General features: G+C 69.2%; 11 protein-coding genes. 7 read left to right on the top strand and 4 right to left on the bottom strand.

What is annotated here, in order from left to right; genetic code table 11:
* Positions 1-101: 101 nt before the first annotated feature.
* From dapF to hflX, 4 genes are all read left to right on the top strand, one after another.
* Complete coding sequence (gene dapF / locus OG714_RS15045) at positions 102-971, top strand: diaminopimelate epimerase (RefSeq protein WP_406121325.1); 870 nt, start codon at positions 102-104, stop codon at positions 969-971.
* A 283-nt stretch (positions 972-1,254) separates the two neighbouring features.
* Positions 1,255-3,402, top strand: coding sequence for a RelA/SpoT family protein (locus OG714_RS15040; RefSeq protein WP_406121324.1), 2,148 nt, complete (start codon positions 1,255-1,257; stop codon positions 3,400-3,402).
* Between the two features lie 167 nt (positions 3,403-3,569).
* Positions 3,570-5,099 (top strand): M1 family metallopeptidase, encoded by a 1,530-nt coding sequence (locus OG714_RS15035; RefSeq protein ID WP_406121322.1) that lies wholly within the window; start codon positions 3,570-3,572, stop codon positions 5,097-5,099.
* 169 nt (positions 5,100-5,268) lie between these two features.
* Positions 5,269-6,762 carry a GTPase HflX gene (hflX, locus tag OG714_RS15030; RefSeq protein ID WP_406121320.1) on the top strand — a complete coding sequence of 498 codons (1,494 nt, stop codon included), beginning with the start codon at positions 5,269-5,271 and terminating at the stop codon, positions 6,760-6,762.
* A gap of 84 nt (positions 6,763-6,846) precedes the next feature.
* On the opposite strand, the gene OG714_RS15025 is transcribed toward hflX, so the two are convergent.
* Together OG714_RS15025 and OG714_RS15020 are read right to left on the bottom strand one after the other, a co-directional pair.
* Positions 6,847-8,043, bottom strand: a complete 1,197-nt coding sequence (locus OG714_RS15025; RefSeq protein WP_406121319.1) for a trypsin-like serine peptidase — start codon at positions 8,041-8,043, stop codon at positions 6,847-6,849.
* 197 nt (positions 8,044-8,240) lie between these two features.
* On the bottom strand, positions 8,241-9,470 hold the full coding sequence (locus tag OG714_RS15020; RefSeq protein ID WP_406121318.1) for a trypsin-like serine peptidase: 1,230 nt from the start codon (positions 9,468-9,470) through the stop codon (positions 8,241-8,243).
* 342 nt (positions 9,471-9,812) lie between these two features.
* Between OG714_RS15020 and OG714_RS15015 the strand changes: the two genes are divergently transcribed.
* On the top strand, positions 9,813-10,451 hold the full coding sequence (locus OG714_RS15015; RefSeq protein ID WP_406121316.1) for an SMI1/KNR4 family protein: 639 nt from the start codon (positions 9,813-9,815) through the stop codon (positions 10,449-10,451).
* A gap of 62 nt (positions 10,452-10,513) precedes the next feature.
* Here the strand turns inward: OG714_RS15015 and OG714_RS15010 are convergent, their stop codons facing one another.
* Together OG714_RS15010 and OG714_RS15005 are read right to left on the bottom strand one after the other, a co-directional pair.
* On the bottom strand, positions 10,514-11,053 hold the full coding sequence (locus tag OG714_RS15010) for a hypothetical protein (protein ID WP_406121314.1): 540 nt from the start codon (positions 11,051-11,053) through the stop codon (positions 10,514-10,516).
* A gap of 39 nt (positions 11,054-11,092) precedes the next feature.
* Positions 11,093-11,599: a hypothetical protein gene (locus tag OG714_RS15005; protein WP_406121312.1), complete on the bottom strand. Its 507-nt coding sequence runs from the start codon at positions 11,597-11,599 to the stop codon at positions 11,093-11,095.
* A gap of 623 nt (positions 11,600-12,222) precedes the next feature.
* Here OG714_RS15005 and OG714_RS15000 point away from each other — a divergent pair.
* Both OG714_RS15000 and OG714_RS14995 read left to right on the top strand, forming a co-directional pair.
* Positions 12,223-13,923, top strand: a complete 1,701-nt coding sequence (locus tag OG714_RS15000) for an aminotransferase class III-fold pyridoxal phosphate-dependent enzyme (protein ID WP_406121310.1) — start codon at positions 12,223-12,225, stop codon at positions 13,921-13,923.
* Positions 13,920-16,136, top strand: coding sequence for an IucA/IucC family protein (locus OG714_RS14995; RefSeq protein ID WP_406121308.1), 2,217 nt, complete (start codon positions 13,920-13,922; stop codon positions 16,134-16,136). The genes OG714_RS15000 and OG714_RS14995 overlap by 4 nt, the downstream gene beginning before the upstream one ends.
* Positions 16,137-16,236 lie beyond the last annotated feature (100 nt).

Raw genomic sequence — 16,236 nt, 5'->3', positions numbered from 1 at the left:
CCACGACCACCAACCCGGCGAACCAACGCGGTCAGAGCACTAGCCGTCGTGGTGGTCACCTTGATCGTCGGGTTGTCATAGCCACCCCGTACGATCGAGGAATGAGCACGCGGATCGCCTTCCTCAAGGGGCACGGCACCGAGAACGACTTCGTGATCGTCCCGGACCCCGAGAACGCCATCGACCTGTCCCCGGCCGCCGTGGCCGCCCTGTGCGACCGCCGCGCGGGCATCGGCGGCGACGGACTGCTGCACGTGGTGCGGTCCGCCGCGCACCCCGAGGCGCGGGACATGGCGGCCGAGGCGGAGTGGTTCATGGACTACCGCAACGGCGACGGTTCGATCGCGGAGATGTGCGGAAACGGCACGCGTGTGTTCGCCCGCTATCTCCAGCGAGCCGGGTATGCGGCCGAAGGCGACTTCGCGATCGCCACGCGCGCGGGTGTGAAGTCCATGCACATCGCCAAGGACGGTGACGTCACCACCGGCATGGGCAAGGCCCGCCTCCCCGAAGGGGACGTCACGGTGAGCGTCGGCGAGCGCAGCTGGCCCGCGCGGAACGTGAACATGGGCAACCCGCACGCGGTCGCCTTCGTCGAGGACCTCGCGCAGGCCGGCGACCTGTTCTCCGCGCCGTCCTTCAGCCCGGCCGCCGCCTACCCGGACGGCGTGAACGTGGAGTTCGTGGTCGACCGCGGCCCCGGGCACGTGGCGATGCGCGTGCACGAGCGCGGCGCCGGCGAGACCCGCTCGTGCGGCACGGGCGCGTGCGCGGTCGCCGTGGCCGCCGCCCGGAGAGACGGCGCGGACCCGGCCGTCACCGGGACGCAGGCGACGTACACCGTCGATGTGCCCGGTGGAACGCTGGTGATCACCGAGCGGCCCGACGGTCAGATCGAGATGACCGGTCCCGCGGTGATCGTCGCCGAGGGCGAGATCGACGCGGAGTGGCTGGAATACGCCATCCGCTGAACGGGTGAATCGCAGCCCTGGCCGCTCCGGACGCCCTGATCCGAAGTCTCCGGCGTCCGGCGCGGCTCGAAACCACGGCTGGCTTCCTAAGGTGTGGCGCAAAACCGTAAACCTGCCGACCTTCGCTCGAATGGGTGATCCGTTTCACGCTCGGCGAGAGGCGGTCAGTCGCACGTGGTGGGCTCGGTAGCATCAAGCACCGGCCCGGACGGGGGATCGAAGATCCCCTGAGCCGAGTACGCCATGGGGCACCCGTCCGCCGGTCAAGCAGCCGGAGGTGCCCATGAGTGCGGAGGCCACGAACCCTGCGAGCCCAGGCCCTGTGATCAACACAGTGCCCCGCAGGAAGGCCCGCCCCCGGATCGACCTGCGCCGGCTCGGCCGGGCCGCCCTGCTCGGTCCCACCGCGCGCGACCGGCTGCCCGACGCCATCGGCCATGTCGCCGAGGCGCATCGCGCCCACTATCCCGACGCCGACCTCGAACCGCTGCGCCGCGCCTGGGTGCTGGCCGAGTCCTCGCACCGCGGCCAGATGCGCAAGAGCGGCGAGCCGTACATCACACACCCCCTCGCCGTGACCCTGATCCTCGCCGAACTCGGCGCGGAGACCACGACGTTGACGGCCTCCCTGCTCCACGACACCGTCGAGGACACGGAAGTGACGCTCGATCAGGTCGGCAAGGAGTTCGGCGCCGAGGTGCGCTATCTCGTCGACGGCGTCACGAAGCTGGAGAAGGTCGACTACGGCGCCGCGGCCGAGCCGGAGACCTTCCGCAAGATGCTCGTCGCCACCGGCAGCGACGTCCGCGTGATGTCGATCAAACTCGCCGACCGCCTGCACAACATGCGCACCCTGGGCGTGATGCGCCCCGAGAAGCAGGCCCGCATCGCCAAGGTCACCCGCGACGTTCTCATCCCGCTCGCGGAACGGCTCGGCGTCCAGGCGCTCAAGACCGAACTGGAAGACCTGGTCTTCGCGATCCTCCACCCCGAGGAGTACGACCACACACGCGAGTTGATCGTCGACAACGCCTCCCGCGCGGACGACCCGCTCGCCGAGGTCACCGACGAGGTACGCACCGTCCTGCGCGACGCCGGCATCCAGGCCGAAGTCCTCATCCGGCCACGGCACTTCGTCTCCGTGCACCGCGTCGCCCGCAAGCGCGGCCGGCTGCGCGGCGCCGACTTCGGCCGCCTCCTGGTGCTCGTGAACGAGGACGCGGACTGTTACGGCGTCCTCGGCGAACTGCACACCTGCCTGAAGCCCGTGGTCTCGGAGTTCAAGGACTTCATCGCCGTCCCCAAGTTCAACCTGTACCAGTCGCTGCACACCGCCGTCGCCCACACCGACGGCCAAGTCGTCGAAGTCCTCATCCGCACCCACCAGATGCACAAGGTCGCCGAGGCCGGCGTCATCGCGCTCGGCAATCCCTACGCTCCTCCTTCGGAGGAGCAACAGGCCGCGAACGACGGCGAGCGCGCCGACCCCACCCGGCCCGGCTGGCTCTCCCGCCTCCTCGACTGGCAGGAGGGCGCGCCCGACCCCGACACCTTCTGGTCGACGCTCCGCGAGGACCTCGCCCAGGACCGCGAGATCACCGTGTTCCGGCCCGACGGCGGCACGTTGGGCCTGCCCGACGGCGCGACCTGTGTGGACGCCGCGTACGAGCAGTACGGCGAGGACGCCCACGCCTGCATCGGTGCTCGCGTCAACGGCCGTCTGGCGACCCTCAGCACGGTCCTGAAGGACGGCGACACCGTCCAGCTCCTCATGGGCCAGGACCCGGCCTCCGAGCCCTCCAGGGAGTGGCTGGAGCACGCGCACACGCCCGCCGCCCGGATCGCCATCCAGCGGTGGATCGCGGCGCATCCGGGAAGCGGCGACGGACAGGGCGCGGAGGCGGACTCCGGTGCGCAGAGCGCCCGATCGGCGCCGCCCGCCTCCGACGACACCCTGGACACCCCCACCGCACGCCCCGCCACCCCCGTCGTGGACCAGCCCGGCGCGACCGTACGGCTCGCGGGCTGCTGCACTCCCGTACCGCCCGACGAGGTCACCGGATTCTCGGTGCGCGGCGGGGTCGTGACCGTCCACCGCGTCGAGTGCAGCGCGGTGGCGCACATGAAGAGCGTGGGGCGCGCGGAGGTCGGAGTGCGCTGGGGCGACACCACCGAGTGCCGGGTCACGCTGGTAGCCGAATCGTTCGGCCGCCCGCATCTGCTCGCCGACCTCACCGAAGCGATCGCCCTGGAGGGCGCGGAAATCGTGTCGGCGACCGTCGAGCCCCCGACGCAGCAGCGCGTCCGCCACACCTACACACTCCAACTCCCGGACGCGGCCCACCTCCTGACCCTCATGCGGGCGATGCGCAACGTACCGGGCGTCTACGACGTGAGCCGCGCGCAGCACCACAACACGACGGCCTTCTGAGCCGGGCGCGGGTCCTCCGGGATGCGCGCCCGTCCTGAGCGCCACCTGGGCACCGGCTCGCGCGCCCCGGGGCGCCGGGCTCCCCGTAGGCCCCCGGAAGACCCCGTTCGAGTGGGCCGGGTGCGAGTCGTCGCCGTGAGGCACGCGCGCGCTGGTAGCGGTGGTGCATGCTGCTCACCCCTCGCACCGGCACGACCGGCAACGGCATCCCCCGCACCGGCTCCGGCGATCCGGCCCCCCGGCCGCGCACCAGGACCCCCCGACGGCTGAAGGCGGCGCTGCTCGCCTCCGCCGTGTCCGTCTGCCTCGTCGCCGCGAGCGCGCCGCCCGCGCCCCTGGGCGTCGGTGACCGTCTCTTCCCGACCCTGGGCAACCCGGGCTACGACGTGGCGTCGTACGACCTCTCGTTCACGTATCCCGGCAGCAACACCAAGCCGCTCCAGGCCGTCACCACCATCGACGCGTGGACCACCGAGACGCTGGACCGGATCAACCTCGACTTCGCGCACGGCACCGTGGACTCCGTCGAGGTCGACGGGCGGCCCGCGACCTTCGCCAGTGCCGGCGAGGACCTGGTCGTGACTCCGGAGAGGCCGATTTCCGAGGGGAGTTGGACCCGGATCACCGTGCGGCACACCAGCGACCCCGTGTCCGCCAAGGGCGAGGACGGCGGCTGGGTGCGCACCAAGGACGGGCTCGCCATGGCCAACCAGGCAGACGCCGCGCACATGGTGTTCCCGTGCAACGACCACCCCTCCGACAAGGCGATGTTCACCATCAGGGTCACCGCCCCCAACGCGTACACGGCCGTCGCCAACGGACTGCCGGCCGGCGTCGACAAGGCCGGCGGGAACACCACCTGGACCTACCGCACCCAGCACCCCATGGCCACCGAACTCGCCCAAGTGTCCATCGGCCGCTCCGCCGTGCTGCACCGCACCGGACCGCACGACCTGCCGATGCGCGACGTCGTGCCCGCCAAGGACGCCAAGCAGCTCGAACCGTGGCTCAAGAAGACCCCCGACCAGATCGCCTGGATGGAGAGCAAGGTCGGCCGGTACCCCTTCGAGACGTACGGGCTGCTCATGGCCGACGCGTCCACCGGCTTCGAACTCGAGACGCAGACGATCTCTCTCTTCGAGAGAGATCTCTTCACCGAGCCCGCCTACCCCAAGTGGTACGTCGAGTCGATCATGGTGCACGAGCTGTCCCACCAGTGGTTCGGCGACAGCGTCAGCCCCCGCACGTGGTCCGACCTGTGGCTCAACGAAGGGCACGCCACCTGGTACGAGGAGCTGTACGCCGAGGAGAAGGCGAACAGGCCCATGGAGACCCGAATGAAAGCGGCCTACGCGGCCTCCGACCGCTGGCGCGCCGTCGGCGGACCGCCCGCACTCCCCAAGGCGCCCGCGCCCGGCCAGAAGATCAGCATCTTCCGCCCCAACGTCTACGACGGCGCCGCCCTCGCCCTCTACGCCCTGCGCCAGGAGATCGGCCGCCCGGCCTTCGAGCGCCTGGAGCGCAGCTGGGTGCACATCCACCACGACAGCACCGCCACCACGGCGGACTTCGAGGAACTCGCCTCCGCGATCTCCGGCCGCGACCTGAGCGACTTCTTCCAGGCCTGGCTCTACGGCGAGAAGACCCCGCCGATGCCCGGCCACCCGGACTGGAAGTCGCAGGCACCGGTGAAATGAGGTAGCGACGGGGCAATGAATAAGGCAGTGACGTGGCGATCCGCGCCGTGCGACCATCGTCGGGTCAGCGGCGCGGGTCGGCGGGGGACACCCTCCGTAGCCACCGGGAATCTCCGGAGGCGCTCGCACGTTATGACCTTCGCAGGACTCCCATCGACGTAAGGACCCAATGACCTCCTCTTCTTCCCCTTCCCAGGACACTGAGCGCCTCGCGCACGCCTACCCCGAAGGTCTTCGGGCCGATGCCCTGATGGAAGAGGACGTCGCCTGGAGCCACGAGATCGACGGAGAGCGGGACGGCGACCAGTTCGACCGCTCCGAGCGCGCGGCCCTGCGCCGCGTCGCCGGCCTCTCCACCGAGCTCGAGGACGTCACCGAGGTCGAGTACCGACAGCTCCGCCTGGAGCGCGTCGTACTCGTCGGCGTCTGGACCACGGGCACGGTGCAGGACGCGGACAACTCGCTCGCCGAGCTGGCCGCCCTCGCGGAGACCGCGGGCGCGCTCGTGCTCGACGGTGTCGTCCAGCGCCGCGACAAGCCGGACGCGGCCACCTACATCGGCTCGGGCAAGGCCAACGAACTGCGGGACATCGTCCTGGAGACCGGCGCCGACACCGTCATCTGCGACGGTGAGCTCAGCCCGGGCCAGCTGATCCACCTCGAAGACGTCGTCAAGGTCAAGGTCATCGACCGTACGGCCCTGATCCTCGACATCTTCGCCCAGCACGCCAAGTCCCGGGAGGGCAAGGCGCAGGTCGCGCTCGCGCAGATGCAGTACATGCTGCCGAGGCTCCGCGGCTGGGGTCAGTCGCTGTCCCGCCAGATGGGCGGCGGCTCGGGCGGCGGCCTCGCCACCCGTGGTCCCGGTGAGACCAAGATCGAGACGGACCGGCGTCGTATCCGCGAGAAGATGGCGAAGATGCGCCGGGAGATCGCGGACATGAAGACCGGCCGCGACATCAAGCGCCAGGAGCGCCGGCGCCACAAGGTGCCCTCGGTCGCGATCGCCGGTTACACCAACGCCGGCAAGTCGTCCCTGCTCAACCGCCTCACGGGCGCGGGCGTGCTGGTCGAGAACTCCCTGTTCGCGACCCTCGACCCGACCGTGCGCCGGGCCGAGACGCCGGGCGGACGGCTGTACACGCTGGTCGACACCGTCGGATTCGTCCGGCACCTGCCGCACCACCTGGTCGAGGCCTTCCGCTCCACGATGGAGGAGGTCGGCGACGCCGACCTGATCCTGCACGTCGTGGACGGTTCGCACCCGGTCCCGGAGGAGCAGCTGGCCGCCGTACGCGAGGTGATCCGGGATGTCGGCGCCACGAAGGTGCCCGAGATCGTCGTGATCAACAAGGCGGACGCGGCGGACCCGTTGACGCTCCAGCGGCTGATGCGGAACGAGAAGCGTTCCATCGCGGTCTCGGCCCGCACCGGCCAGGGCATGGACGAGCTGCTCGCGCTCATCGACAGCGAACTGCCGCGCCCCTCGGTCGAGATCGAGGCGCTGGTGCCGTACACGCACGGCAAGCTGGTCGCCCGCGCCCACTCCGAGGGCGAGGTGATCTCCGAGGAGCACACCCCGGAGGGCACCCAGCTCAAGGCGCGGGTGCACGAGGAACTGGCGGCGGAACTCGCGCCGTACGTCCCGGCACCGCTGGCCTGACGGGTCGTAGCACGGTAAGTCCGAAGGCCCGCCCCCAACTCTCTTCCCAGGGGCGGGCCTTCGGCATGCACGCGTGCGTGCGGGTCACTGGCCGCCGTACGTCCTGCTCATGTTCTCGTAGAGCGACTCGGCGGTGGCGCCGAGCTGAGGGCCCGCGAGCCAGGTGTTGTCGGACGGGCCGATCGAGGTGTTGGAGACCAGCTCGGTCCTGCCGTCCACCACGCGGAACCAGCCGCCGCCGGACGAACCGCCGGTCATCGTGCAGCCGATGCGGTACATCGTCGGCAGGGCCGTGCTGAGCGACAACCGGCCCGGCCGGTCGAGGCACTTGAACATCTTCAGACCGCTGTACGGCGGCGCGGCCGGGTAGCCCCAGGCGCCCATCGAGCCGACCTCGGTCGCGGAGGGCGCCGAGAAGTCCACGTCGAGCGCGGCGCCGACCGTCTCCTCAAGGGACTTGGAACCGGACTGCGGCTTCACATGGAGGATGGCGTAGTCGTACGCGGCTCCCGCGCCGCCCGTCTCCGAGCCGCCCCGGATCCACTGGTTCGAGGTCGAGGCCCAGTCCGCCCACCACTGGCCGTAGGGAGCGATCTCGGACGCCGAGGCGTTGCTCAGCTGCGACACGGACTCGCCGAGGTCGTTGTACGAGGGGACGAACTCGATGTTGCGGTACCAGCCGCCGTCCTTGCCCGCGTGGACGCAATGGCCCGCCGTCCACACGAGGTTGGACTTCCCGGGGTGGTTGACGTCCTTGACGACCGTGCCGGAGCAGACCATCGAACCCTCGGGGGAGTCGAAGAAGACCTTCCCGACCGGGGCCGCGTTCCGGTGGTACGGCGTCTTCTCGGCCGTGGCCTCGACGGGTGCCGGATCCGGGTCGCTGACGCCCTGGTCGGCGGCGGCGTCCTTCGTGGAGACCGTCTTGTTGGCCTCCTCGGCGGACTTCATCCGCTCGGGCTTCCAGAGCCCCTTGATCACCGGGTTGACGAAGTCCTTGGCCTCACTGAGCCACTTGTCCTTGTCCCAGTTCTTCCAGCCGCCGTCCGCCCACTTGTCCACGTCGACGCCGTGCTCCTTGAGCTTGTCGGCGACGGACGACGGAATCCGGACCTTGTCCTGGCCGGAGGCCTGAGTGGCGGTGGCGGCGGGCTTGTCGCTCGCGGAGTCGTCGCCATTGCAGGCGGTCGCGGTGAGCGACAGGGCCGCGACGAGACCGGCGGCGGCCAGGCCGGTGCGCCGCCCGCGCCGGGACGACGCGGGCGTACGTGTGGAACGCATGGTGCGATAACCCCCGTGGAAACTGCTGATCTTCTACTACTGACGACCACTGGTCGCGTACTACTGACCGTGGACTGCCGGTCGTTCCGCGACACCCCACTATGCCGGGGGAGTTGGGGACGAACGCCGGTGAGGCGGTGAGGTTCCTGTGAGACACCCCGCCGGCGTCTGTCCCTCGACCGTGCCCGCCGCCGCGCCTACTGGCCGGCGAACTTCTTGCTGACCGAGTCGTACACACCCTTGGCCACGTCACCCAGCCGCGGACCCGCCAGCCAGCCCGAAGTCACCGGCCCGATCGAGGTGTTGGACACCAGCGACGGCTTGCCGTCGGAGCCCGTCTCGACCCAGCCGCCGCCGGACGAACCGCCCGTCATGCTGCATCCGATGCGGTACATCGTCGGATCCGAGGCGTTGATCGACAGCCGCCCCGGCTTGTCCGTGCACTGGTACAGCGTCGAACCGTCGTACGGCTTCGCCTCGGGGTAGCCGGTCGCCGTGATGCTGGACACCTTCGGTACGGCCGGCGCGCCGAAGTTCACCGGCAGCGCCGAACCGACCGTCTCCTCAAGGGACTTGCCCCCGCTGCCCTTCTCGGGCGTCACATGGATCACGGCGTAGTCGTACGACGAACCCTGCCCGCCCGTCTCGCCGCCCTGGTCGATCCACTGCTGCGAGGTCCGCGCCCAGTCGGCCCACCAGACACCGTACGGAGCGACCTGGTCGCGGGTCGCGGTCTCCAACTGGGCTGCCGACCGGCCCGCGTTGTTGTACGACGGCACGAACGCGATGTTGCGGTACCAGCCGCCCTTCTTGCCGGCGTGCACGCAATGGCCCGCCGTCCACACGAGGTTGGACTTGCCCGGGTGCGCCGGGTCCTCCACGACCGTCGCCGAGCAGACCATCGTGCCCTCGGGGGAGTCGAAGAACACCTTGCCCGCCGTCGCCGCGTTGGCGTGGTACGTAGGCGACACGGCCTTGGCGTCCACCACCGCGGGCGTCGGGTCGGTCACGCCCTGGTCACCGGAGATGTCGTTGGTGTCGACGCCTGTGTCCGGGTCGTTGGCGTCGCGCATCCGGCCGGAACTCCACAGCCCCTTGATGATCGGGTTGATGTAGTCGTCGGCCTCGCGCAGCCAGTCGTCCTTGTCCCAGTTCTTCCAGGCGCCGTCCTTCCACTTGTCGATGTCGATCCCGTGCTCTTTGAGCTTGTCCCTGATGTCGTCCGGGATCTTGATCTTTCCGTCACCGGTGTCACCGCTGGTGGCGGACGCGGTGGACTTGCCGTCGGCCTTGGTGTCACTGGAGCCGCACGCGGTCGCGGTGAGCGCGAGCGCCGAGGCGAGGGCAACGGCGGCCAGCACGGGGGAGGTTCCGCGACGCGCACCCCTCCCGCGACGGGCGGTGAAGGACGGCCGTATCGATCGCATGGTCTTGACTCCCCCTGGGTGAACGGATGTTGTGCTGCGGCGGTGATCTCAGCCGGAACTCATGGTGAGTTCACGCCGAACTCACGGCCTTCGGGAACGGCACCACACACTATGCGCTCGCTGTGGGGGACTTCCCGCCGAACGGCAACGGTTTCGCTACGGGCGCTCCGGCCAGGCAGTCGTCCGGAATTCTCCCGCGTCGGCCTCGTCCCATGTCCGGTGGTATCAGGGGCTGTCGGCCCCCGTCGCTGTCAAAGACCGCTGTCCGCGGCTGAGTTGACGGTTGCTGGAGGCGCCCGGCGGTGCCGGGCGACCCGCACCTGTGACTCGTAGAGTCGCCGTATGACTGACGACCTCGGCGCTGTCCTCGACCGCCTCGACGCGTGGTTGGAGGGCAACGCACCCGCGGACCACGCTGCCCTGAACCCACCGGCAACGCAGGAGGACATCGATGCCATCGCCAGCCGTCGGTTTCTCCTGCATCCCGATCTGGTGGCGTGGCTGAAACGTCATGACGGGGTCACGGCCACGAAGGGCCGCAACGGCCCCGGCGTCATTCTCCCTCAAGGGTTCATCTTGAACGCCGCTTCCGTAATGTGCGGCGGTCAACGAGCGCTGGAAGAGGCGATCGCCGAATGGGTTGACGAGAACGAGTCGGAAGACCCGGAATTGCGGGACATCTATGACGGGGTGTATGGATACGCGTTCCATGTCCGATGGGTTCCGATTGCCACGGACATCACCGGAGGTAAGCTCATTGTCGACCACCGTGATGGAGACCGGTTCGGAAACGTGCTCTACGGTCTGCAAGCCGGGGACAACGAGGGTCCGGTGAAGGTGTGGGACAGCCTTTCGCACATGTTCAAGGATCTCCTCGTCGCCCTGACCGAGGGGACGGAAATCCGTCTGCCCGGCTATGCCGATCCACTGGCACCGCGTCTCGTCGACAGCGATGGCCAGGCTTTCGTACGGTGGGAGTAGCACAGGGCGGGGGTCCGGAACGTGGATGCGTCGGACCGCCGCCCAGGCGAGCGGGTCAGGAACTACGGGGCGACCACGCAGATCTCATCGGGACGGCAGCCCTCCACTGCCGGTGCCTTGATGTAGAAGGCGTCATCGTCAGCCATGCGCGCCAGCGTGTAGAAGGATGAGAGGCCCCGACCCGCGGCCTCATTCTGCGCCGCCGACATCGAAGCCCGGCCGCACACTTCCCTCCACGTGGGCGGCGGATATCCGTCATCCGGATAGAGGCGCCACTTCCCGTCGCTGTCGCTCTTCTTCGCGTACAGCTGGACGCATTCGTCTCCGTTGGTTATGGACTGGCCCCCGCTCTCCTTCGTCGCGGCGAACGGAAACTCGTCACACTGCCGGCCGTCGGGACTGTTTGTCGTCGCTTCGGGCGTGGCCTTGGTGTTGGGCGTGAACGAGTTGGGGCACACCTTCCGCCTGTTCGCTTCCCGCACCGTCTGGTCCCTCTCCCGATGGAGGGGCGTCTTGTATTCCTCGCTGCCCGGGTGCGACGGCAACTCCTCGTGCAACAGCCAGTAGTAGGCGGCGGCAGCCGGGTATTTCGCGGTATTCATGGTGAACGTCGGAATGTGCTTGTAGAAGATGCAGCCGGTTTAATTCTGGACCAATGCCACGTTGTCACACCGAACCTGGTTGAACAGGGATATCTCTGGCTTGTCGACCGGAATGAGGCTCTGCCATTCGGGGCTGTCGGACTTGAAGCTCAGGAACACCCCGCGGTCGAATTTCTGGGATGTGCCGGTTGTCGGCGCTGTCCACGTGTTCGCCTTTGTCGCACTGGCCCAGTGGCGGTCGAGCAGACCGGTCCACGTCGCGTCGCTCCAGTTCGTGGTGTACGTGGCATCACAGTCAGGGGTGCAGGGGGTGTCCCAGTAGTCCAGTGACACGGCGCCGAGAGCGACGTCCATGTCGACGGGAACGATCGACATGCGTTCCGTGAACGTGGCCGTGTTCACCGTCTTCGTTTCGACGAACACGTTGAACGCGGCGGAAGCGGTCTCCACGACGCCGTCGGCATCCTTCTTCGTCCAGTGGACCAGCGTGGTGAACGCCAGGCAGCCTTCGCGGCGTTCGACCGTATAGGTCTGTGTCAGACCCACCTGAGCACACCATGGGACCAGGGTTCCGGGGGGAGCGCTGGCGGCGGCGGAGACTCGCGCCGTCGCCGACGGCTTGGTCAGCGGCTCGAAAGTGACGCACTGGCGGCCCTGGCCATTTTTCAGGCCTTCAGAGCACGAGTCGTCCCCGGCGGACGAGCTGAACAGTGTTGGACCGGCGACGGTTCTGTCACGGCAAGGATCTTGAGGCGACCCGTAACCCCGTGGCTGGTCGGGGGGTTGGTGGCGATGGGGCCTGCTGTCGATGCGCGGTCCCCTGCGCCCGTGGCGACGCGAGACCTCAACTCGCCTTTGGACAGCGGGAGGGGCGGGGGACCGTGGCCGACTCTGCGTCTGCGTTTGCGTGTGGGACGCGGGCCCACTGGGGCGGGGTGGGCGGACTTGGTGGTGCGTTCGCGGTGGTGCGTGGGGTGCAGGAGAGGGTCTTGGGGCGTTGGTCGGCGGGCGGGGAGCATGGGCGAGGTCTGGGGCGCCAGTTGGGGCGCGGGCAGTTCGAGAGTGCCCTGTGGGGGCAGTTGGCGTGTGCGAGGTATGGGGGGACTCTGCGGCGGCAGTCGGTGCGTGAGGGTGAGGGTGAGGGTGAGGGTGAGGGATACGAGGGGATCGTGCGGCGCTGGCCGGCGCGCGAGTCGGCGGCACGGATCGACGGCCGAGCTCTTCCCGTCGTGCGGGTGCGGGTGCGGGTGCGGGTGCGGGTGCGAGTGTCGGTGCAAGGGCGCCGCCTGACCATCGGGGGCGCGGGCGGCCGTCGTTACCTGGACTGCGTTTCGGGAGCCGGGACTCTGTCCCTCGGGCACGACCACCCCGTGGTCCTGGAGGCCCGCCTCGGCGTCCCGGATTCGGGCGCCCCGCCCCACGGACTTGACCTTGCGATTCCCGCAACGGACGCCACTGTCGCCGAACTGTTCCGCATGGTGCCGCCCGGACTCGCCGATCAGGCGCGCGTGCGGTTCTGTGGATCGGCCAACACGGACGCGGTCGAGGCCGTGTTTTTGCTCGCCCAGGCCGTGACCGGGCGCACCGGAATCCTCGCTTTCACCGGCACTCACCGAGGCGTGATCACTGGCGCGCTCGAAACGTCCGGAGGCGCCTACGACGTTCGGGTCGGCCGCCTTCCCTATCCGCAGGACTTTCCCTATCCGCAGGACTACCCCTGCGTATTCGGTACCGGCCCAGACGAGTTCGAGCGCGGCCGTGACGACCCCAACTCCGGGGTGCTGAACCCCGCCAGAATGTTCCTCGAACCCATCCAGGGCGACGGTGGAGTGAGCCCCGCCATCGACTGCTGGATGCGGCGCATCAGGCAGCTCAGCGCCACCCGTTCCAACTCGCTGATCGCTGACGAGACCGATACGGGCGCTGACCGAACCCGCGCCTCTTGGGCCGTCGAGCACAGCGGAGCCACCCCCGACGTGATGGTCATCTCCAAGGTCAGCGGCGGCAGCCTGCCCCTGGGCGTCGTCGTCCACCGAGACCACCTCGACGTCCACCAACTCGACGCTCACGCAGCCGCGTTCTGCGGCAACCAACTCGCCATTGCCGCCGGCACCGCGACGCCCGCGTACGTCCGCGAGAGCGACCTCGCTGGACGCGCGACCGAATTCGGAGTGTGGATGCTCACCCAACTCCGAGGACTGGCCCATGAGTTCGCGTGTGTGGGGAATGTGCGGGGGCGAGGGGTGATGATCGGTTTCGAGTTCGTGGCGGGGGAAGGCCGGGCGGCTGGGCGAGTTGGGTGTGGGAGTCGCGGGTTTGACCCGGTTGCGAAGCGACGGCCCACGGACGGCCCCCGCCCTGGTGCTCCCGAACTCGCCACCGCCGTCCATATGGAGTGCCTGCGCCGTGGCCTCATCGTCGAACTTGGTGGCTGGCCCGCAAACGTCGTACGACTCCTCCCACCCCTCACGATCAGCGACGAGCAGGCGATAGCCGTACTGGACTGCCTGTCCGGTGTGGTGGAGGCCGTGGCCCGCGGCCAGACCGACGTCAGAGGCGGAGGCGGGTGTACCGGCCGTCGCTCCGAGTGGGCTGGGTCGTGCGCCGCAGGAGGTGCGGTCGACGCGGCGGTGTGTGCATCTGCGCGTGTACATCGACTGGCCTGTACCGGGACAGCTTGCGCCGGTACGCCGACCGGTCACCACCGCTGCGGCGAGGTGACGGCTGCGGAGAACGGAGCACCACCGGACCCCAACTCGGCTCACCGGGAGCACCAGTTGCAGAGCAGCCAAGCCCAACGCTTGCCAGAACACCTGGACTCGGCCCCACACGATTCCCACTCCGATACACCTCCCGAGGAACAGTCTTGAATCCCACGCCCACCTTTGACGGCCCCTCCCACGAGGCGAGCCCTCGACACACGCAAACCCTGGCGGCGGCGTCGGGCGAGTCCGTTCCCCGGCAAAAGCCCCGCAGCCCGGAGGTAGGCCAGCCGCGCGGCGCTACCGCCGACCTCCTGGAGCACCCCGACCCCCACACCGCCGCCCAGACCGCAGCCGTCGAGAACCTCCTGCGCTGCTGGGCACGCGAAACGAACCTCCCCGCTCCCACCAACGGCACCCTCCACATCCCCCTCCCCGCCAGCGGTACGGCCCTGCTCGCCCAGGTCCACTACTGGTCCCCGACGGGCTGGCACCGCTTCGGCCTTCCGTACCTGTCCAACACTCCCCACGGCGCACCACCTGCCGACGCGGTGACGGTCGCGGCGCTGCTCGCCAGGGAGACGGTTGCGCGTGACGGTGACTCCGTAACGGGTACCGATACGGCGACCGTCGCCACTGCGGGAGTGGTGTCGCAGGGGGTCGGCCGTGCCGACGAGGTTGGCGAGGTAGGCGCACCTCCCGGAGCACCCTCGGGCTTGGGTTCGGCACTTCCCATGGGCGCCCAGGTTGTTGGCGAGGCGGTGACAGCGGCAGCGACAAGGGTGCCTGCGACGGCAACGGCATCCGCAACGGCAACCGAAACCGTGACTGACCTGGTGGCCCGCGTAGCCGACTCCGTCCGTCGTACCGTCACCTTCATCACCGACCGCCGCGCACGCCCGGCCGACGGTCCCGATCTCTTCCTCTCCGCCGAACAGGCACTCCTGCTCGGACACCCGTTGCACCCGACCCCGAAGAGTCGCGAGGGTCTCTCCGAGGCCGAAGCCCGCCTGTACTCACCGGAGTTGCGCGGCTCCTTCCCCCTGCACTGGCTGGCTGTCGCCCCTTCCGTACTCGCCACCGACTCGGCTTGGACCGAACGCGGTCGGACTGTCCCCGCCGTCCAGTTGACGGCCCGACTCGCCGGCCCCGAACTCCCGTTGCCCGAGAGGCATGCGGCTCTTCCCCTGCATCCCTGGCAGTGGCGCGAGATCCAACACCGAGCCGATATCGCTGCCTTGCTCGACGCCGGTCTGATCCAGGACCTCGGCACCCACGGCGCCCCGTGGCACCCCACCTCCTCCGTACGAACCGTCCACCAAACCGGCGCCCCCGCCATGCTCAAGCTGTCCCTGGGCCTCCGCATCACCAACTCCCGCCGTGAGAACCTCCGCAAGGAACTCCACCGAGGCGTCGAGGTCCACCGCCTGCTCCGCACCGGCCTGGCCCAGCACTGGCACGCCGCCCACCCCGGCTTCGACATCGTCCGCGACCCGGCGTGGCTGGCCGTCGACGCGTTGGACGAGTACGGCGCCGACTCGGGGGAGCGGGATGCCCGTACGCCCTTGGCCGGAATCGACGTGGTGATCCGGCACAACCCGTTCAGCGCGTCCGACGACGTGTCCTGCGTCGCCGGGCTCGTCTCACTTCGGCCGTACACCGGGTGGAGCGCCACCGTCGACGGACCGGTGACAACCTCGCAGATCAGCCACGCCAGCCACATCGGCGACACCAGCCACTTCACATCCGGTGCACCGCTGTTGCGGTCCCGTCTGGCCGAGGTCGTCACCGACCTCGCCGCGCGGACCGGTCGGTCACGTGGAGCAGTCGCCGCCGAGTGGTTCCTGCGTTACCTGGAGCAGGTCGTCCGGCCTGTGCTGTGGCTGGACAGTGAGGCGGGGATCGCCCTGGAGGCGCACCAGCAGAACACGCTGCTTCTGCTGGATGGCGAAGGATGGCCCGTGGGCGGCCGATACCGCGACAACCAGGGCTACTACTTCCGCGCGTCCCGGCGCGCGGAACTCGACGCCCGGCTGCCCGGCATCGGCGAACACAGCGACACCTTCGTCTCCGACGAGGTCACCGACGAACGCTTCGCGTACTACCTCGCGATCAACAACGTGCTCGGTCTCATCGGAGCGTTCGGTTCGCAACGTCTCGCCGACGAGCGGCTGTTGCTCTCCGCCTTCCGCCGCTTCCTCGGCGACGTGGCCTCCGGTCCCGCCCGACTGCGTACCTCACTTCCGGCCCGTCTGCTCGACTCACCTGTCCTGCGCTGCAAGGCCAACCTGCTGACTCGGCTGCACGGCCTCGACGAACTCATCGGCCCGGTCGACACCCAGTCCGTCTACGTCACCATCGCGAATCCCCTTCGTTCCTGACCGTCACCGTCACCGTCACCGTCACCGTCACCGTCACCGTCACCGTCACCGTCACCGATGGCCACCGCCAACCGCCCCCCGATCCGGTCACCGCCGATGG

The sequence above is a fragment of the Streptomyces sp. NBC_00989 genome (assembly GCF_045162655.1).
GTDB lineage: Bacteria > Actinomycetota > Actinomycetes > Streptomycetales > Streptomycetaceae > Streptomyces.
Note: the sequence above shows the minus strand (reverse complement) of the source record. Positions and strands in the feature narration are given on the sequence as shown.